Consider the following 19,298-nt stretch of genomic DNA (forward strand, 5'->3'; position numbering starts at 1 on the left):
CGCAACGCGATCGAGACGGCGGGCCGGCTCCCGGCGCCCAGATGACTGCGAAACAGGCAATGCCTGATGCGTTGCTGCACGTCTCACATCGACAATGGACGATGTGACCTGCCTCTCACTGCGGATGAACGCCTTTCGTTTAGATTATGTCGGCTGGATTGACGCACCATTCCACCCCCACGATGCGAACACTCGTCGACCTTCTCAATGACGACCGCGCCTATGTGCGGATCTTTGCCGAGGCCCATGGCTTCGGCTACGAGAGGTCGACCCATCAACCCGTGACCACCGGCGATCTGTTCGACCGGATGAGCGGTTACACGTCGTTCGAGACCGCGCTCGAAGCGGCGCAATTGCAGCTGCAGGCGTTCAAGCCGGAAAAGCAACGTACTCGTCGTCGCAACGCCCGGCGTTAGTGGCCTGCGCCTTTCCTCCCTCCTCCGCGGGGAGGGTCAGGGTGAGGGCCTCTTACCTCTTGCTGTGGGGCCGGCTTCAGCCGGCCTGTTTTCGGAAGTCAGGCTGAAGCCTGACCTACAGCCTGACCCACAGAAGCGCCTCGAATCAGTCACGACCGGCGGCCTACTGCGGCTCGATCACCTCGTATCCTCGCTGGCGCAGTTCGGCCAGGAAGCCGTCCGGCGCAAACAGGTCGGCGATCGAGACCACGGCAATGGTGCTGCGGTTGTCTCTCAGCACGCGCTCGGATTCCGTCACCAGCAGCGCGGTATGTGCGGCGATGAAGTCGCTCGCCGGCTGTTCGCCAAGCAGTGCAGCGGTGCATTTGTCGGCTTCATGAGGGCGGGTCGCCGGCTCGTCGGAAAGGGGCAGCTGCCGCGACTCGTGCGCGTACAACGGCACGAGCTGCCGCAGCGCTTCGATGTCGCCTACCGACCACGCATTCGCGAGGCGCAGCATCCCGGCGCCACCGTCTTCGACGGTCTCGACGGCTTCCTCCAGACAGGGAACGGCCGAACCGTGTTCGAGGCTCCACAGATAAGCATCGTACGGCCAGGGCGTCGCAATGGACGTCACTTTGACGCCAGCCTTCCGCGCGAGCTTCTCGGCCTCGATGCTCGCCGTCATCACTTTCAGATCCAGCGCTCTGATCGCACTCATCCCCACGCGATTCGCCGCATCGAAAGGATGCAGCTTGTCGATGCTGGAACGGTCGCCGAACAGGGCTCTGGCCGATGTCGCTCTCGCATACAGTTCCGGAGAAATCAGATCCTCCAGCGTCTGACCGCGAGGCAGCTTCGACGCCTTCCTCTCCGCGGCCGCCTGCTGCTTGTCGGGCCGACGTCCGCCCGTCCGGTCCAGCAGCAGCTCCTGTGAGTTCGCGAGTACGTGCTCGAACTGCTTCGAGCGCCACTGCACCCTGGCCGGCAGCGGCGCGACCTTGCCGAGGATCCACAAATCGTGATCGCCGGAGGACACCTGCCATAGCGCCGGCCCCGGCTGTTCGCCTGTCACGAGCACGATCTCCGCCGTAGGTGTTTCCGTCGTCTCCGGCTCTGCCGCATCGGGTGCCGCGACAAACAGCAACGAAACCACGCCCGCGCAGAATCTGACCATGACGGCATCCTTGATGATCGAGGTGATGCCTTAGTGACGAACGCGAAGTGAAAGGTTCCGGAGGATCGTCGCATTCCTTGCTATGACGCGACCTCACGACGCTTCCGAAGCGAAGCCGTCGAGCTGGTACGCTTCGGCCGTCCTGCAACGAACGATCGGGGGAAAACAGAAATGCTGTCACCAGGATCAGGATTTCGTGGCGCGTACTGCGCAGTCGTTGTCGCATCGAGTCTGTGGGGACTCGCGCACGCCCAGAACGACACGGGCACGATCGAGCCCGACGGCACCGTGGTGGTTCCGTCCTTCAGCCTGCCGCCGTCGATCTATCTGAGCGATCCGGCGAAAGCGTCGTTGCCAAGACAACCGACGGATCAGGAAGCCGGCATGCTGCAGGCGCTGGCCAGCGGCAAGGTCAGCGAACTGCGCAAGCGCATGCCGGAACTCATGGGGGCGCGCACCAGGCATCTGGTCGACCTGTATCCGGTCACGATGCGCACGACGACGATCGCCGGCGTGCCCGCCGTGTACGCCACGCCGGTCAAGGCGATTCCCGCGGCCAACAGGCGCAAGATCCTGCTCAACCTGCCGGGCGGCGGATTCGTCATGGGCGAAGCGGGCTCGACGGGAATGGTCGAATCGATTCCGCTCGCCGCGCTGGCGCAGGTCGAGATCGTCAGCATCACGTACCGGCAGGCGCCGGAAACGACCTTCCCTGCGGCCAGCGAAGATGTCGCGATCGTCTATCGCGAACTGCTGAAGACGTACAAGCCGGAAGACATCGCGATCTTCGGCTGTTCGGCGGGCGGCTTGCTCGCTGCCGAATCGATGGCGTGGTTCGACAAGGAAAAGCTGCCGCGGCCGGCAGCGCTGGGCATCTTCTGCGCGTCCGCCGATGCCCGCTGGGGCGGCGACAGCCGCGCCTACGCACGGCCGTTCGCTGCGCTACCGCCGCGAGCGACGTCGCCGCGCAACTACTTCGCCGATGCCGATCTCGACAATCCGCTCGCCTCGCCGGTACTCGCACCGCAGGTCCTGCAGCGCTTTCCGCCGACGCTACTGATCACCGCTTCGCGCGCCATGGAGATGAGCGCCACGATCAACACGCACCGCGAACTCGTCAAGGCGGGCGTGGAGGCCGATCTGCACCTGTGGGATGGACTGGGCCACGCGTTCTTCTACAACATCGACCTGCCGGAATCGCGCGAGGCGTTCGATGTGATGACGCGGTTCTTTCAGAAACATCTGCAGCTTGCCAGGTAGCGCTTCTCCTGTGGGGCCGGCTTCAGCCGGCCTGAAACCGTCAGGCTAAAGCCTGACCTGCAGGAAGAAGCAGACGCAGATCAGGCCAGCGCCTCCCTGGCACTGACCACCGGCCGGCTCGCGCGCGTGCCGCGCATGCGGCGATCCGGATCGGTGGGATCGTTGGTCGAGATCTCGACCCAGTCCTCGCCCACCGCCACGAGAATCCCGACGAAGGGCATGTCGCCGAACTGCTCCGGCACCCGGTAGCTCACGGTATCGCCGACCTTGAACGTGGCCGGATCGAAATTGAATTCGAAGGGACAGGTGTCCCCGGGTACATTGTTCATGGCGCTCGCCCCCTCGTCGCATTATTGCGCGAGCTCTGCCGCACGGGACTCGACCTTGCGCGTCAGAAAGATGTCGCTTCCCGCCAGGTCGCTCAGACCGTAACGCAGGACCACGTCGAGATCGACTTCATCGAGACGCAGCGTCTGAACGTCGAGTCCCGCGCCGCCGAGACGCTCGCGGATGTCCGCACCGTAACGGCGGACATGATCTTCCTGGAAGTACTGCTGGATGCGCTCGCGCGCGCTGCCCAGCGGTTCCTCCCGGGTGATCGCACCCCACAGCGGCACCTGTATCACGGCGATACCGCGCGGCCGCAGCACGCGGGCAATCTCGCGCATGGCCTTGCGGTCGTCGGGCACGTGCTCGAGTACGTGCGAGCACCACACGAAATCGAAGCTGGCATCGGGGAAGGGCATCGCGGTGATGTCGATCTTGTGCATGACATGCGGCTGCGACAGGTCCGCGGTGTGATAGTCGCTGCTCATCGGTTCCAGCCAGCGCTGCACGCAGGGCTCCGGCGCGAAATGCAGCATCGCGCCGAGCTGCGTCGGCAGACGATCCTTGAGGAGGACGTAGGCGAGCCGATGCCGTTCGGCCGAGCGGCAGTGAGGACACACCGCATCGAAGCGAAAGAACGGACCCGGCTTCACCGGCAGGAACTGGAATCCGGACCAGCCGCACATGGGACAGTGACGATATCGCTGGAACGACAACCCGCCGAGAACGGCGCGATAGGAATTGCGGGCGAGGCTTCCGAAGACACCCATGTCGCGACCTCCGGTGTGGCCCGGCCGAAGATCCCGCATACCCGCATCGTTTGCAAGATTGGCTTTTCGCAGACATCCGCGCCGCCACCCCGGAACCGTTCGAGCCGACGGCACGTTATGCGCGCAGGAAACCGACCCGGTGTCGGTGTAGTTCCTGACTTGCGAGGCCTGCCGCCCTGCGACCTACTAGCCGTTCAACCACTCCCGGGAGAGCGTTCCATGAAATCCATTCTTTCCACGGTGATGCTCAGCCTGACGATGCTCTTCGCCGTCGCGGCGCATGCCGATGAGTACGTCGACACCATCAACGTGTTCAAGAAAGCCGGCAAGAGTGCCGAGTTCTTCAACAAGTCGTACGGCTATGCGGTGTTTCCCACGGTCGGCAAGGGCGGCCTGGTGGTTGGCGCCGCGCATGGCACCGGTCGCGTGTATCAGCACGGCAAGTACGTGGGCGACACGTCGATCACGCAGCTGAGCATCGGCTTCCAGGCCGGCGGCGAGGCCTTCAGCGAGATCATCTTTTTCGAGAACAAGGCGGCCTTCGACAAGTTCACGGCCGGCAATTTCGAACTCGCGGCGACGGTGCATGCGACAGCGATCACTGCAAGCGCATCGGCGTCCGCATCGACTGCCGGTTCGGGCGCGGGAGCCAGCGGCACCAAACACAATGCGGCGACCGCGGGAGGCTATCAGGAGGGCCTGGCCGTGTTCACGGTCGCCAAGGGCGGTCTGATGTACGAGGCGACGGTGGCGGGGCAGAAGTTCTCGTACAAGCCGAATCGCTGATTGGGCTGGATTGCCCCCGCCAGCGCTATTTTCCGCCAGCTCCGTGTCGATCGCCGTGAAGGGAACCGGTCAATCGCGCTTCGACACGGACGCCTCGATCATCTGCTCGCACACCCGTTCGGCAATGCCGGTCAGCCCGCGCATGGAATTGGTGAGATGCGCCTCGCCCGTGGCATCGAGCAGCACCTTGCCGTCGTTGGCCACCATCTGCAGCGCCAGCTGCACATGCTTGATCGTCGCCCCTTCCTGCGGCAGCTTCGACACGCCCATTTTCACGTAGGTCGTTTCGCCCTTCTCCACGGCCGCCTGCCGCACGTCGAGCGTGACGAAGGCATTGACCTTCAGACTCTCTGCGAGGATGTAGCGGGTCTCGTAGTTGATCGCCGCGATCTGGGCGTCCTGCATGACGCCCCGCACGGTGGCCGAAGGCACGAACTCGAGGCCGGCTGCATCGCGCATCGACTTCGCGAACTCCTTCTCGACCTCGGCGCACTCGACGGTGTCCGGACACATCGATGGCAGGATCGCAACCCGCTTGATGGCGGCCACGGGTGCATAGGATTGCCTGACCGTCGCCGAGTAGCCGGTGTCGGCAAGAGCGGATACAGCAGGAACAGCGGTCAGCACAGCGACCGCGAGCAGCATTGGCGCGCGCATTTCGAACCCGGGAGCCGTGAACGCCGCGTACGCTAGTGAGCCGCCCGGGCGAATTCCGCGAGCGATTTCTAGGTCCTTGAACAGAAGCCCGTTCTCGAGGGAAATGCCTGAGCGGCGACAGGGCGTATTCGAGCAATCGCGACCGGATGCCTGTGATCCAGTTCACACGCATCCGCGGCGTGTGCCCGCGCCTGCCTGTACCATGCGCAGGCTTTTCTGCCGACCCTGCCGCCGCACGCCACGGGAGATCGCCATGTCCAGCACCAGTTCCGTTGCCAAGGTCACGCTGAAGACACTCGAAGCAATCAAACGCAAGTCGGAACGCTTTGCGTGCGCCACGGCGTACGACGCCACGTTCGCGGAAATCGCCAGCAGTGCCGGCGTCGAAGTCCTGCTGGTCGGCGATTCGCTCGGCATGGTCGTGCAGGGTCACGATTCGACGCTGCCGGTGACGATGGAGAACATCCTGTATCACCTCGACACCGTGCGGCGCGGCAATCGCGGCGCGCTGATCATGGGCGACATGCCGTTCATGAGTTACTACTCGGAAGGCCTGACGCTCGAGAACGCCGCACAGATCATGCGCGCCGGCGCGCATGTCGTGAAACTGGAAGGCGGACGCTGGATCGCGGAATCGACGCGGCTGCTGGTGGAACGCGGCATTCCGGTGTGCGCGCACATGGGCCTGACGCCGCAGTCGATCAACCGCTTCGGCGGCTTTCGCGTCCAGGGCCGCGATCCCGATCAGGCACAGACCATTCTCGACGAGGCACTGTTTCTCGAACAGGCCGGCGCGAGCCTGCTGCTGCTCGAAGCCATTCCCGCCCCGCTCGCCCAGCGCATCACCGAGAAGCTGCGCATTCCCGTCATCGGCATCGGCGCGGGCAGGCACGTCGACGCACAGATCATGGTGATGCACGACCTGCTCGGCATCACCCCGCCCGACATCAAGGTGCCGAAGTTCGTGAAGAACTTCCTCGCCGAAAGCCGCACCGGAATCCGCGGTGCGTTCGAGGCGTACGTGAAGGCGGTGAAGGACGGCTCCTTCCCGGGGCCGGAGCACAGCTACTGAGAACGGAAACGGAGTTTCACACGGAGTTCAGAAAGAAGAATTTCCACGGGGGAGGAATGGGGACACGGGGAACACGGGGTTCGGAACAGAAAATTTCTTGTCCCCGTGTCCCCCGTGTCCCCATTCCTCCCCGTGGAAATTCTTTTTCCTCTTCAGGCTCAACCCTGCGCCGCGCTGCTGCTCTGCGCAGCCACGGCCGGCGGCGCGATGGCCTTCGATGTGGCGGCACGCGCCTTGATCTGGTCGAAGTCGGACTCGTAGTTGGTCCGCCTGGTGTTGCAGACGTAGTCCCAGATCGTCGTGTAGCCGCCGAAATTCCAGCGGAAGTATTTGTGGTGCTGATCGTGGAAGGTCGCGGTGATGAACCACTTCGTCGCCCAGGTCTTGTTCCACCAGCGCGGCAGGAACTCGTAACCCGAGTGCACGTACAGGCCCATGATGATGTTGGTCGGCGTGATCAGCAGCATGGTCTCGCTGTGGACCGTGAACACGGCGGTGAACAGCGGCACGAAGCCGCCGTTGACCAGCGATTCGAGCGGATTGACCGAGATCGTCGTCAGCAGGTTGGGCGACGTCGACTTGTGATGAATCTTGTGGATCAGCGAATAGAACGGCTCGTTGTGCATCCAGCGATGCAGCCAGTAGAACCAGGTGTCGAACAGGAAGAAGTACAGGGCGTATTCGAGCGCGATCACCCACCACGCGGCCGGCTCGTGATGGAAGGCGATGACGCCCGATTCCGTGCCGACCTTGGTGATCCACACCAGGAAGGTCGAAGACACCGCGACGTTGATGGTTCCGTAGATGGCTTCGTTGCGGAAGATGGTCCACTTGAAGCCCTTGGGCTGGATCTTGCGGGCCTTGAACCAGCCGCGATAGAGGGCCACGGCGAAGCCGGTCACGATGAAGGCGACCAGCCAGTAAGAGAGGGGACTGTACTGAATGATCCAATCCTTCAGGCCCATACCGCACCTTGTCTATGGAACGCCCGGCGGACGGCCGGGACAAACTACTTAGGTTCCTCATTATGCGGCGGGGCCTTCGGGAGGGCCAACTCCAGTGACTGCAACTGTGCTGCGCGTCGAGGATTCAAGGGTTTGCTCCTGCGCGCGGATGTCGCGGCATTTCATTAGTCGTATCGCTGCGCGACGCACACGGTCGCGCAGCGGCAGATGAGCCGTTCGCATGCGGTGGTGACACCGCTTCATTCCGGCGACAATGCGCGCCCTTTTTTTCCGGCGACGATGCATTGACCCGTCCCCTGCCGATGTCTGGAGAACGACTGCGTGTGCTGCTCGGCGAGCCGCTCGCCGGGGCTGCACAGCAGCTCATCGACGCCGGCCATGTCAGCAAAGTGCGCGTGCTCCAGGACGGCGGCGTGGTGACCGGCGTCGCCGGCAACAACGCGCGCGTGTACGTGCAGTACAGCGCCGACGCACCGCATCTGCAGGCGGAATGCAGTTGCGGCGCGCCCCCGCTCTGCGTGCATGCGGCAGCGGTCTCGCTGGCAGCGGCCCACTCGATCGCCCAGCCGGCGGCGACGACATCGCGAACGGCGGCGGCTGCGTCTGCATCGAACGTCGGCACACGGGCACAACAGCTTTTCTATCTCTGCGATGCAGCGGCCGGCACATTGCGTGTTTCCGTATCGGTGGGCCGGCTTTCCGGTGCTGACGAACAGCCGCAGGATCTGTGCGCATTCGCGCATCGCGCCGGCGCAGGCAGCGACGATCTGCCGCGGTATGTCGATGCCGACGATGCGACGATCCTGCGGCGCCTCGCGCATCAGTCCGCTGCCGGGCCCTGGACGCTCGACGGCGCTGCGGCCGCGGATGTCCTGCAGCAGCTCACGCGCACGGGGCGCGCGTACTGGCAGAGCTTTCAGCGTCGGCCGCTGCGACGGGGCGATCCTCGTCCGGGCCACTTCGTCTGGCGGACGACGGCACGCGGCGATCAGTTCGTGGCGTGCGAGACCGATCCCGCGGTCGGCATCTTCGCGTCCGCCGAACCGCCGCTGTATGTGGACGCCGCGACGAACGAATGGGGCTCGCTCGAACCGGACTGTGCGGCGCCGCTGCTGCGACGCTTCTGGAATCAACCGCCGGCGCCGCCGGAACGCGTGACGCACATCGTGCGGGAGATCGCCGGCGCGTCGTTTCCCGCGCCGCGCACGTTGCACGTCAGGCCGCACGCCTTCTCGGAATTGCGGCCGCAATTGATCCTGACGGCCGGACCCGCCGGCACGCTGCATCTTCTGTACGACGGCGTTGCCATCGATCACGCGACGGACGACGGCCGCGGACTCGCGCGACTGCTCGACCCCGATGATCCCGGCATCGTCCGGGAATTCGAACGCAACCGCAGCCGCGAACGCGAACTGCGTTCACGCCTCGATCGCGTACTGCCGCACGCGCTGCAGGGCGCACGCGAGTGGCTCGGCTTCATGCTCGAAGCCATGCCTGCTCTCGAAGCCGACGGCTGGAGCGTGCAGTGCGACGAGTCATTCCCCTATCGCATCGCACGGGCCGACCAGTGGTACGCGGACCTCGGCGTACCGGGCGACGACCGCTGGTTCGACCTGCGCCTGGGGATCGCGGTGGAAGGCACGCCGGTCAACCTGCTGCCGGCGCTGGTGGCGTATCTGCAGGCGAATACGGCGAGCGGCGATGCGTACTGCGTCGTCGGCGACTTCCTCATGGTGCGTCTCGAAGACGGTCGCTACCTGCCGCTCGAACTCGAACGCGTCCGGCGCATCAGCGACACGCTGGTCGAACTGTTCGATCGCGACAGCCTCAACAAGCGCAATGCATTGTCGCTGCCGTTCGGACACGCCAGCCGGCTGGCGCCGCTGGTGCAGGCGCTGCAACTGCCATCGTTGCAGTCGGAAGACGAAACGCTGCAGCAGCGCCTGCGCGAGCTGGAAGCATTCAAGGGCATCGCACCGCTGCCGGCGCCCGCCTCGTTCAGGGCCACGCTGCGCGGCTATCAGGAAGAAGGCCTCGGCTGGCTGCAGTTCCTGCGCCGCTTCGCCTGGGGCGGCATCCTCGCGGACGACATGGGCCTCGGCAAGACCGTGCAGGCGCTCGCGCATCTGTCGATCGAAAAGGAACAGGGACGGCTGCGCGGTCCGTCGCTGATCGTTGCGCCCGTGAGCGTCATCGGCAACTGGCAACACGAGCTGCGCACCTTCGCGCCTGCACTGGAAGTGCTGACATTGCATGGCGCGCGACGCCGCGAACTGTTTCACCGGATCCGCAGTGTCGACGTCGTGGTCGTCGGCTATCCGTCGCTGCAGCTCGACGGCGAGGCGCTGCTCGCGCACGAATTCGATTTCGTTGTCCTGGACGAGGCCCAGACCATCAAGAGTCCGCGCGCCAGGGTGTCGCAGATGGCGCGGGCGCTGCGCGCGCGTCACCGGCTCTGTCTCACCGGCACGCCGATGGAGAATCATCTCGGCGAACTGTGGTCGCTGTTCGATTTCATCCAGCCCGGACTGCTCGGCAGCGAGAAGGCATTCCAGCGTCACTACCGCATGCCCATCGAACGCAACGGCAACCGGCAGCGCGCCGCCGCGCTCGCCGAGCGCATCGCGCCATTCGTGCTGCGTCGTACCAAGGATGCGGTCGCTCGCGATCTGCCGGAGAAGACCCAGATCGTCGAATCGATCCTGCTCGACGAACGCCAGCGCGATTTCTACGACGGCATTCGCCTTGCGATGCACGCACGCGTGCGCGAAGCCATCGAACAGCAGGGACTGGCGCGCAGCCACATCACGATGCTGGACGCCCTGCTGAAACTGCGACAGGCCTGCTGCGATCCGCGGCTGGTCGGCAGCGACGCGGACACGCGCCAGATTCCGTCGGCCAAGATGGACTGGCTCACGACCGTGCTGCCGGAACTGGTGGCCGAGGGCCGGCGCATCCTGCTGTTCTCGCAGTTCACGAGCATGCTGGAACTCATCGAACACGCAGTGCGTGAACTCGGCATCCCGTACTGCCTGCTGACCGGCGCGACGCGCAATCGCACCGAGGTGGTCGAGCGCTTCCAGCGCGGCAACGTGCCGCTGTTCCTGATCAGTCTCAAGGCCGGCGGCACCGGCCTCAACCTCACCGCCGCAGACACCGTGATCCACTACGATCCCTGGTGGAATCCCGCCGCCGAAGCACAGGCCACCGATCGCGCCCATCGCATCGGCCAGCAGCAGCCGGTGTTCGTGTACCGGCTCATCGCCGCAGGCACGGTGGAAGAGAAGATCCTGCAGCTGCAGGACGACAAACGCGCGCTGGCGAGCCAGATGTATTCGGACGCGAACGCCTCGCCCACGCAGCTCAGCGCTGCCGACCTGGAGAAACTGCTGCTGTCATGACCCGACTCGACCCGGCCCTGCAGGCGCAGGTGGATGCGCAACTCATGGAACAGGGCGGCTTCGCGCCGCTGGAACTGCTGATCAACTGCGGCCGGCTGACCTACGCCGACTACGAATCGTGGCGCCGCGGCGAGATCGAACTGCTCGACGACGTGCTGATGGGCAGTGCGGAAAAAATCCGTGCGCAGGTCGAAGCCGTCAACGCGTATGCGCGCAGCATCGGCCTGGTCGAGCAGGCGCAGGAATTCCACACCTGGCAATCGGGAGCGGCTGCGAAACCGCTGCGCGTCAGCGCCGACGGCAAACTGCACCGGCTGATCGCCACGCGCTTCGTGCCGGCGCAGAGCGTGCCGCAGATGGATCTGTTCTTCGACAATCCCGTCGTCGCGCTCACGAACGGCATCGCGCAGGCGCTGTCGTCGCGCAATGCCGCCGAGGCGCAGCGCCTGCTCGATCGCCTGTATGCGCAGGCGCCGAACAACACCGACCTGCCCGCCTTCGATCAACTGCTGACGGCGCTGCTGAGCCTGAACCAGCCGGCGACCGACGCCGCGCAGTCGCTGGCATTCCTGCAGAAAATCGCGCCGCATGCGAAACGCCTGCTGGGCACGCAGTCGCGGGATCTGCTCTCGCCGCTGTGGAGCCGGCTCGCGCAGCGGCTGCAGGACCGGCCGTTCTCGCCCGACGAACCGCTGCTTCATCGCAGTCATGCCCTCAGCCAGGCGCAGGACTGGGCCGGCGTGAGCGAATGCGTGCGCAGCGACGCGGACTGGCCGCGGCACGCCGAGTTGTGCCTGCGCCTCGCTCACAGTGCGTTCTATCGTCAGCAGCGCATCGAGGCGCTCACCGCCTGGTGTCATTTGTGCTGGCAGCATCCTGCGCAGGCCGAACAGGCGCTGGAGTCGAAGACGCAGCCGGATACCGGCGTCACCGCCCTGTGGCGCCGTTTCCTCGACAGCGAAGACGACATCGAACTGAACGCCGCCGACTTTCCCGCGTGGCTGCTGCTGCACGAAGCCGGCCTGGTTCAGCACCTGCCGCTGGAACTCGCCGCGGGCGAGACACGCGGCGAAGCGCAGTACCGCAGCGTTCATCGACTGCTGCAGGCGCGGCGCGCCGGCCGCAAGGACGAAGAACTGTCGCTGCGGCGCGAGCTGCAGACTCGGCATCCGGCGCTGTTCGGCTATCTCAAGCGGACGATGTAGCGGAGCGACCGGCAGGATCACTCCACTTCGAGCGCGGTGGCGAAGACGTAACCCTTGCGATACACCGACTTGATGATGCGCGGTTCGCGGGCGTCGTCGCCGAGTCGCTGACGCAGCCGGCTGACGATGACATCGATGCTGCGATCGAACGGATCGGCAGCGCGTCCGCGCGTGATCTCGATGAGCTGGTCGCGGCTCAGCACGCAATTGGCGTGAGCGACCAGCGCATGCAGCAACTCGTACTCGGAACCGGCTAGGTGCAATCGCTGACCTTCGGCATTCAGCAGGTTGCGCGAGACCGTGTCGAACGTCCAGCCGGCAAAGCGATAGCGGGCGCGCGTGCTGGCCACCGGTCGGCGGATCGACCGTTCCACCCGACGCAGCACGTTGCGGATCCGCGCCAGCAGTTCGCGCGGATTGAACGGTTTCGCCATGTAATCCTCGGCGCCGACTTCGAGCCCGACGATGCGATCGAGTTCGCTGTCGCGGGCCGTCAGCATGATGACGGGCGCGCGATCCTCGGCACGCAGGCGGCGGCACACGGACAGGCCATCCTCGCCGGGCAGCATGACGTCGAGCACGACGAGATCGGCGCGTTCGTTGGCCAGCACGCGGTCGAGTGCCGTGGCATCCGCCACGGCCGTCGCGCGCAGCGAATTCATGTTCAGGTACCGGGTCAACAGGCTGCGGATCTGGTGATCGTCGTCGACGACGAGAATGTGCGGGAGATTCGTCATAGCGGGACGATGTCGTTGCAACCCTTCAGCTCGACGGCCAGCGAGCGATACCGACGCAGTCTGGCGACCGGGAATGAACCGCACCTGAAATGGTGTTGCAGGACGTTGCGGAAATCCGTTGCGCATACGCAGCGGATCTGTAACGCAGATGTACGTTCTTCCCGGGAGGGGCGCGAGGAAGGAAAAGATCGCGCCCCTCCTCCGCGCTATCGATCCTTGCGCAGCGTCGCACCGACGGCGCTCGTGCCGCCGCCATGCATGAACATGGTGTACACGCTGCCGGTCTGCATCGAGGTGCCGGTGCGCGTGAACAGATTGACGCCCGTGTCGCCGTTGGCGATGTCGAACTGGTAGTTGAGGCCGCCGTCCACTTCGACGAAGGACGAGGCCGTACCCAGCGCGATGCCTTCGATGAGCGGCGAGTAATCGACCGAGAGCGTGATCGGCGCTTCGAGTCCCGAGACGCCGTTGATGATGCGGACCTTGGCTTTGCCGCTGGTCACCGGCAGGCGGTTGTCGTCGCTGATCAGCGTGGTCTGCGCGCCATTCGTCGTATTGCTCCACACCAGCAGCGTGTAGTCGCCGCCGGCAGCGAGCGTCGCCGCGGGCACGCTGAGCGCCGTGCCGTCGACGGCGACCGACACCGTCGCCGTACCGGCTTCCACCTGGCTGTAGCGGCTGCCGATCACGCCGATGCCCGCGTTCGACAGCAGGGAAACGCTGCCGACTTTCGCCGTCACGCTGGTGCCATTGGCGATGCCGACGGCGCCGCGGATGCGCGCCTTGCTGTTGTTGAGAAGCGTGGGGCTGCCCTGCTGCGGCAACAGCACGGCGTTCACCAGCACGCCGCCCTGCGTGGCCGAGAGCAGCAGGGCCGTCACTTCCTTCTCCTTGAAAGCCACCTCGGCAAGATCCAGGCGCACGTCGGCGGTATCGCCGGCGCCAGTGACCCGCAGGCGATAGGTTCCGCTTTCCACGATGACGGCCGATGCGGCACTGCCGTGCGCCACGCCGCTGAACTGGGGCGTCGCGTCTTCCAGCGCGACGGACTCGCCGGTCAGGTACACGCTCAGCGAACCGGCCTCGCCGGTGTTGACGAGGATGATCTTGCTCTCGCCGCTGCCGGCATCGCTCGCGTCCTCGTTGAACACCACCGAGCCGAAATGTCCGTTCGAACCGTACGCCACCAGCACGGTATGCGAATCCTCGACCAGCTTGGCGCTGCTCAGCGTCTGCAGGGTGCTGCTGACGCCGGCACGCCGCAGCTTGAGCGAGTACGTGGCGTCAGCGAACGACGCGTAGTCGCTCATCGTGTTGTAGCCGACGGCTTCCAGTTTCAGTTCGTCGCTGCTGGTGCCGTCGTTGGCGTAAAGATCCAGGGACTGATATCCCGGACTCAGGTTCAGCAGGCGCAGGCTGGCCTTGTTCTTGTCGTCGTCGCCGCCCTTGATGTCATCGAGATTGCACGCACCGAGAAACAGGGCCAGCGGGAGAACCGCTGCCAGCGCCTTCAACACCTTCATGAACTGCTCCAGAGAAACGGATCATGCGATCCGATGAGCTCCGGAAACTAAGCCACGCGGCGCGGCGAAGCCTTTCACATCATGGCGAAGTTGTAAGCAACCATTGCGGTTGTAAAGCGACTGTTACACCTGCTTCGCGGGCATGCGTACGACCAGACCGTCGAGCGCATCGGTCACCTTGATCTGGCAGGACAGCCGGCTGTTCGGCTGCAGTTCGACGACGGCCTCGAGCATCGCATCTTCCATGTCGCTCCTGGCTTCGAGCCGCTCGACCCAGGCATCGTCGACATGGACGTGACAGGTGGCGCACGAACACGCGCCGCCGCACTCCGCGATGATGCCGCGGACATTGTGGTTGATCGCGCCCTGCATGACGCTCGTGCCGGGCGCGATGTCGAGCACATGCTCCTTGCCGCTGAACTCGACGTACGTGATCTTCGCCATCGATGTTGCTCCTGGTGCGCAGCGACGGCGTCAGCCGACGCGCTTTCCGGTCAGGCCCGCCGAGCCGAACATGCCGAGCTTGACCTTGCCCGTCATCTCATCGCCCTGCACGTTGGCTTCGAAACCGAGCTTGATCGACACCGGTTTGGTGAGACTCAGCGCCCAGGACAGCGTGTTGCCGGCAATCTTGCCGCTGATGTCCTGCACGCCCATTTCACCCTTGATCGCGCCGGCGAACGTTGCGCCGTTTCTCGCGAAAGTCATCGTCATGGGCTGCGGACCCATCGGGGTGGCGAGTACCAGATCCCAGGTCTCGCCCTCGGGCTTCGGCGCCGCGACCGCCTGAGCTGCGGCGCTGGTCCTGCGCGCGCCACCGTGTTGCGTGATCGCCGGCAGGTTGTCCCAGCCGCGCACGGTCGACGTCGAAGAAAGCTTCGCGTTGTCGAGATCGACGGTCCAGTGCGGGAAGCGCCTGAGCAGTTCTTCGATGGCCACGCGTCCTTCGACGCGCGCGAGTGCAGAGCCGAGACACGCATGGATGCCGCGACCGAACGTGATGTGCGGCGGCCCTTCGCGACGCACGTCGAAGACATCGCCGTCGGGATAGCGGCGATGATCGCGATTCGCCGAGGCCACGAGCATCAGCATGGCGCTGCCGGCCGGCACCTTGCGGCCGTGAATCTCGATGTCCGACTTCACGTACCGGGCCACCGAGGGACCGGGCGGTTCGTAGCGCAGCAGTTCTTCGACGGCGTTCGGGATGAGTGCGGGATTCCCGACCAGGATCGCGCGCTGCTCGGGGTTGTCGCTGAGGATCTTGCCGGTCCAGCCGATCAGTCGCGTCGTGGTCTCATTGCCCGCGCCGGCGAGGATGTTGACGAACACCAGGATTTCCTCGCGCTTGAGCTTGCGTTTCGTGCCGGTCTCATCGACGAACTCGACGTGCAGCAGTTCCGTCATGAGATCGTCGGACGGATTCTTCGCGCGCCAGTCGATGTAATCCTCGAAGCCTTCGCCGTGATAGACGGCCTGGCCGACTTCCATCGGCTTGCCGGCTTCGGTACGCAGCGCCGCGTCGACTCGTTCGCGGATCGCCGCCTGGTCCTGCTCGGGAATGCCGAGCAGCATGCCGATGACGCGCATCGGCATCTCGGCGCCGAAATCGGTGATGAAGTCGAAGCCGCCTGCGCCCACCAGCGGATCGAGGCAGCGCACGCAGTAGGCGCGGATCTGGTCTTCCAGCGCATTCATGCGCTTCGGCGTGAACACGCGCGTCAGCACGCTGCGATGCACGGTGTGCAGCGGCGGGTCCTCCCAGATGAACATGCCGCCGGGAATGTCCATGTCGGACTTGATGTACTCGAGTACGTCGCCGCGTGCCGAGCTGAAGACCTCCCTGTTGTTGAAGCAGGCCTCGACATCCGCGAAGCGGCTGACCGCGTAGAAGTCGTACTGCTCGTTGTAATAGAGCGGCGCTTCCTCGCGCAGGCGCCGGAACACCGGATACGGGTCCATCCAGAAATCGGGCCGGTAGGGATCCCAGCAGACAGCGCCGTCAGTCGACGTAGACATGTTCGATTCCCCCGTTGCATCCGCCATCCCGCGACCGGCCGCGGGAACTCGCGGTATAAGATAAGCAATACACTATTTCATATGCAATACCGTGTTGCACAAAACGCATAGACCGCATCTGTCCGCCGCGCAGGATGCCCGCGCCGTCCGCACCCGCGAGGCCCTGCGCCGCGCCCTGCTGGAACTGCTGGAACGCAAGGCGCTGGAAGACATCAGCATCCGCGACATCGCCGCGCAGGCCGAGGTGTCGTACACCACCTTCTTCCGTCATCACACGACGAAGGAAGCGCTGCTGGATGAGATTGCCGCGGAACAGATGCGGCGTTTCGTCGAACTCGGCTGGCCGAACATCGAGGCCAGCGATACGCGCGCGGCATCGGTCGCGCTGTTCACGTATGTCGATGAACACCGGCAGTTGTGGTCGACGCTGCTGACGGGCGGCGCCGCGAGCGCGTTGCGCGAGGAATTGCTGAGCAGTGCGCGCGCACTGGCGAAGCAGAAGGAACTTCCCGGAAGCTGGCTGCCGGCCGATCTCGCCGTGGTCTTCGCCGTGAGCTCCACCATCGAGCTGCTCGCGTGGTGGTTGCGTCAGGAAAAGCCGTTGCCCATCGAACAGATCGCCGAGATCCATGACCGGCTGATCGTGACGCCGTCGATGAGCCAGTCAGGCAAAGCCGTCGGCAGGCCGGCGGCGAAACGCCGCCGCTGACCCGCGGCCACGAGGCCGCGAAAACGTCAGGCCGAGCGCCGCCCGAACTGCGGCCGCACGATGTTGCGGACGGGATTCGTCGCGACAGGCGCAGGAAGTTCGCGAAGCTCCGCCGCGCCCATCGCGGCAATCTGCTCCTCCGTCAGTTTGAAGACGGCCGCGGCCTGCACCAGCCGCTGCGCCTGATCCTTGAGACTCTCCGCCGCCGCGGCGCTCTCTTCGACGAGCGCCGCGTTCTGCTGCGTCGTCTGGTCCATCTGGGTGATGGCGTTGTTGACCTGATCGATGCCGGCCGCCTGCTCCTGGCTGGCCGCGGAGATTTCCGCGACCACGTCAGTCAGCTTCTTGACGCTGCCGACGATGTCGGCGAGCGCCTTGCCCGAGCGATCCACCAGCGCCGATCCCACGGTGACCTTGCTCACCGAATCCTCGATCAGCCCCTTGATCTCCTTCGCCGCGCTGGCGCTGCGCTGCGCCAGGTTGCGCACTTCGGAGGCGACCACGGCGAACCCGCGACCCTGCTCGCCGGCACGCGCGGCTTCCACTGCGGCATTGAGCGCCAGCAGGTTGGTCTGGAACGCGATCTCGTCGATCACGCTGATGATGTCGGCAATGCGCTTGCTCGCCTCGTTGATCGCGCTCATTGCACTGATGGTCTGCGCCACGATGGCGCCGCCGTCGTCCGCCTGGCTGCGCACGCCGATGGCGAGCTGGTTGGCCTGGCGCGCGTTGTCGGCAGTCTGTTTCACGGTGGCGGTCATCTCTTCCATGCTGGCCGCGGTTTCTTCGAGCGCCGAGGCCTGTTCCTGCGTACGACTGGAAAGATCGTCGTTGCCCTGCGCGATCTGCGAACTGGAAATGGCGACGCGATCGGCATTGCCGCGCACCGTGGAGACCACGCCCGACAGCTGCGTCTGCATGTTCCTGAGCGCCGCCATCAGGCTCGTGGAGTCGCCGTCGCGCACGGCGATGCGCACCGTCAGGTCGCCGCGCGCCACGGTGTTGGCGATGTTCGCCGCATCCTCCGGCTCGCCGCCGACGGGCTTCAGCACCAGGCGGTCGAGCACGATGCTCTGGCCCAGCGAGACGGCCACGATGCTCAGCAGCCCGAGGACGATCGCGGTATTACGCAGCCGGTTGACGTCGACCAGGATGCGCTCTTCCGGCACCGTGATCGCAAACGACCACGGCGTGACGACACCGCCGATGCGCACCGGCGCATAGAGACGGGTCACCTCGGTGTGCAGCACGTCGCTGTCGAAGGTGCGGCTGAATTCGACGCCCGCGCCGATCTGCGTCACGTCGGCGGCCGCATCGCTGCCGAGATGCTTGCCGACATTGGCGGCATCGATGTCGCTGACGTAGAGGCCGCCGTAGGAAATCAGGCTGGCATAACCCGTGTCGTAGACGCGGATCTTGCTGATGGTGTCCTGCAGATCGGCCAGCGCGATGTCGACACCCGCCACGCCGACGATCCTGCCGCCGACGCGGATCGGCACGGCGAGGCTGGTCATCAGCACGTCGCGACCGCCGATGCTGTAGCTGTAGGGTTCGAGAATGGTTTCGTTGCCGCTCTTCTTCGCCAGCTGGTAGTAGTCGCCGGCGCCATCCTTGTCGTAGTCGACCAGCGGTTCCGACTGGATCTGCCCACCGGCGCGATTCCAGTACGTCACGTAGCGGCCCGTCGCATCGTGGCCCGGCTTGCCGACGAACTGGCTGTCCCTGCCGTCGAATGCATTCGGCTCCCAGCCGGTCCATACGCCGAGGAATTCCCGATTGCCGTCGAGCACGCTCTTCAGGATCGCATCGGCGGCGGCGCGATCGGCGAGTCCCGCCGACTGCATGCCGCCGAGCGCATGCGCCACCGAGCGTGCGGCATCGAGCGCCTGTTCGAGACGGGACGCCACGTCGCCGCCGTTGCTGCGCGCCAGCTGCTGGGCGTACTGCAGCGCCACCTTCTTCTGCATCGAACTCGCCTGATAGGTGAGCACCGCAATGGTGGCAATGAAACCCACGAGCACGAACGACACGATGACCGCGAGGACCCGCGTGCGCAGACTGTGACGTTTCCTGTCTTGCATGATCGACCTGTCGATGGCTATCGGATGCTCCGATGTGCCTCCGGTATCGACTACGGACAGGACGACTTGAAACCACAGCGGGGCGAATGAGGGATCGCCTTAGGGCGGCTGCAGGGGACGCCAGCACCAATGGAAACTCGGCGATCTCGTCTCCGCGCCAGTCCTCCCGCGCCGCGAACTGTGTTTACAATGCGGTCGCCGAGGGGGAGTCCAACGA

At 65.1% G+C, this 19,298-nt stretch carries 16 protein-coding genes and 1 pseudogene; 7 read left to right on the forward strand and 10 right to left on the reverse strand.

Translation table 11 applies throughout. The features are described from left to right. Window positions 1-182: 182 nt before the first annotated feature. Window positions 183-416, forward strand: a complete 234-nt coding sequence (locus V7D81_RS16030) for a hypothetical protein (RefSeq protein WP_324318053.1) — start codon at window positions 183-185, stop codon at window positions 414-416. Window positions 417-579: 163 nt separating this feature from the next. Here V7D81_RS16030 and V7D81_RS16035 read toward each other — a convergent pair whose 3' ends face one another. Next, entirely contained in the window at window positions 580-1,572 is a 993-nt protein-coding gene (locus V7D81_RS16035; RefSeq protein ID WP_324318055.1) for a TraB/GumN family protein, read from the reverse strand. A 171-nt stretch (window positions 1,573-1,743) separates the two neighbouring features. Here V7D81_RS16035 and V7D81_RS16040 point away from each other — a divergent pair, with 171 nt between their 5' ends. Continuing rightward, on the forward strand, window positions 1,744-2,832 hold the full coding sequence (locus tag V7D81_RS16040; protein WP_324318056.1) for an alpha/beta hydrolase fold domain-containing protein: 1,089 nt from the start codon (window positions 1,744-1,746) through the stop codon (window positions 2,830-2,832). Window positions 2,833-2,912: 80 nt separating this feature from the next. On the opposite strand, the gene V7D81_RS16045 is transcribed toward V7D81_RS16040, so the two are convergent. Together V7D81_RS16045 and V7D81_RS16050 are read right to left on the reverse strand one after the other, a co-directional pair. Beyond that, window positions 2,913-3,161 carry a hypothetical protein gene (locus V7D81_RS16045; protein ID WP_324318058.1) on the reverse strand — a complete coding sequence of 83 codons (249 nt, stop codon included), beginning with the start codon at window positions 3,159-3,161 and terminating at the stop codon, window positions 2,913-2,915. A 21-nt stretch (window positions 3,162-3,182) separates the two neighbouring features. Next, complete coding sequence (locus tag V7D81_RS16050; RefSeq protein WP_324318060.1) at window positions 3,183-3,929, reverse strand: class I SAM-dependent methyltransferase; 747 nt, start codon at window positions 3,927-3,929, stop codon at window positions 3,183-3,185. Between the two features lie 219 nt (window positions 3,930-4,148). On the opposite strand from V7D81_RS16050, the gene V7D81_RS16055 reads away from it, so the two are divergent. Next, the gene (locus V7D81_RS16055) at window positions 4,149-4,715 is read left to right on the forward strand and encodes a lipid-binding SYLF domain-containing protein (protein ID WP_324318062.1); all 567 of its coding nucleotides are present in this window, start codon (window positions 4,149-4,151) and stop codon (window positions 4,713-4,715) included. Window positions 4,716-4,784: 69 nt separating this feature from the next. Here the strand turns inward: V7D81_RS16055 and V7D81_RS16060 are convergent, their stop codons facing one another. Next, a complete protein-coding gene (locus V7D81_RS16060) occupies window positions 4,785-5,372 on the reverse strand; it encodes a hypothetical protein (protein ID WP_324318064.1) in 588 nt (195 codons plus the stop codon). A gap of 253 nt (window positions 5,373-5,625) precedes the next feature. Here V7D81_RS16060 and panB point away from each other — a divergent pair, with 253 nt between their 5' ends. Continuing rightward, window positions 5,626-6,444, forward strand: a complete 819-nt coding sequence (panB, locus tag V7D81_RS16065) for a 3-methyl-2-oxobutanoate hydroxymethyltransferase (RefSeq protein ID WP_324318066.1) — start codon at window positions 5,626-5,628, stop codon at window positions 6,442-6,444. 158 nt (window positions 6,445-6,602) lie between these two features. Here panB and V7D81_RS16070 read toward each other — a convergent pair whose 3' ends face one another. Next, entirely contained in the window at window positions 6,603-7,409 is an 807-nt protein-coding gene (locus tag V7D81_RS16070) for a sterol desaturase family protein (RefSeq protein ID WP_324318068.1), read from the reverse strand. A 302-nt stretch (window positions 7,410-7,711) separates the two neighbouring features. On the opposite strand from V7D81_RS16070, the gene V7D81_RS16075 reads away from it, so the two are divergent. Both V7D81_RS16075 and V7D81_RS16080 read left to right on the forward strand, forming a co-directional pair. Continuing rightward, a complete protein-coding gene (locus V7D81_RS16075) occupies window positions 7,712-10,810 on the forward strand; it encodes a DEAD/DEAH box helicase (protein ID WP_324318070.1) in 3,099 nt (1,032 codons plus the stop codon). Further along, on the forward strand, window positions 10,807-12,015 hold the full coding sequence (locus V7D81_RS16080) for a hypothetical protein (protein ID WP_324318072.1): 1,209 nt from the start codon (window positions 10,807-10,809) through the stop codon (window positions 12,013-12,015). Before V7D81_RS16075 ends, V7D81_RS16080 begins: the two co-directional genes overlap by 4 nt. Before the next feature lie 17 nt (window positions 12,016-12,032). On the opposite strand, the gene V7D81_RS16085 is transcribed toward V7D81_RS16080, so the two are convergent. The 4 genes and pseudogenes from V7D81_RS16085 to V7D81_RS16100 all read right to left on the reverse strand — a co-directional run. Then, on the reverse strand, window positions 12,033-12,752 hold the full coding sequence (locus tag V7D81_RS16085) for a response regulator (protein WP_324318074.1): 720 nt from the start codon (window positions 12,750-12,752) through the stop codon (window positions 12,033-12,035). Window positions 12,753-12,958: 206 nt separating this feature from the next. Next, entirely contained in the window at window positions 12,959-14,275 is a 1,317-nt protein-coding gene (locus tag V7D81_RS16090) for a DUF4397 domain-containing protein (protein ID WP_324318076.1), read from the reverse strand. Between the two features lie 123 nt (window positions 14,276-14,398). Continuing rightward, window positions 14,399-14,719, reverse strand: a complete 321-nt coding sequence (locus tag V7D81_RS16095) for a 2Fe-2S iron-sulfur cluster-binding protein (RefSeq protein ID WP_324318078.1) — start codon at window positions 14,717-14,719, stop codon at window positions 14,399-14,401. 384 nt (window positions 14,720-15,103) lie between these two features. Then, a pseudogene (locus V7D81_RS16100) lies at window positions 15,104-16,291 on the reverse strand (cytochrome P450); the annotation flags it as partial. Window positions 16,292-16,385: 94 nt separating this feature from the next. On the opposite strand from V7D81_RS16100, the gene V7D81_RS16105 reads away from it, so the two are divergent. After that, window positions 16,386-17,000 carry a TetR/AcrR family transcriptional regulator gene (locus V7D81_RS16105; RefSeq protein WP_324318082.1) on the forward strand — a complete coding sequence of 205 codons (615 nt, stop codon included), beginning with the start codon at window positions 16,386-16,388 and terminating at the stop codon, window positions 16,998-17,000. A 26-nt stretch (window positions 17,001-17,026) separates the two neighbouring features. Here V7D81_RS16105 and V7D81_RS16110 read toward each other — a convergent pair whose 3' ends face one another. Then, window positions 17,027-19,081, reverse strand: a complete 2,055-nt coding sequence (locus tag V7D81_RS16110; protein WP_324318084.1) for a methyl-accepting chemotaxis protein — start codon at window positions 19,079-19,081, stop codon at window positions 17,027-17,029. Window positions 19,082-19,298: the final 217 nt, after the last annotated feature.

Origin of the sequence: Povalibacter sp. (assembly GCF_036735925.1) — a bacterium.
Taxonomy (GTDB): Bacteria; Pseudomonadota; Gammaproteobacteria; order Steroidobacterales; family Steroidobacteraceae; genus Steroidobacter.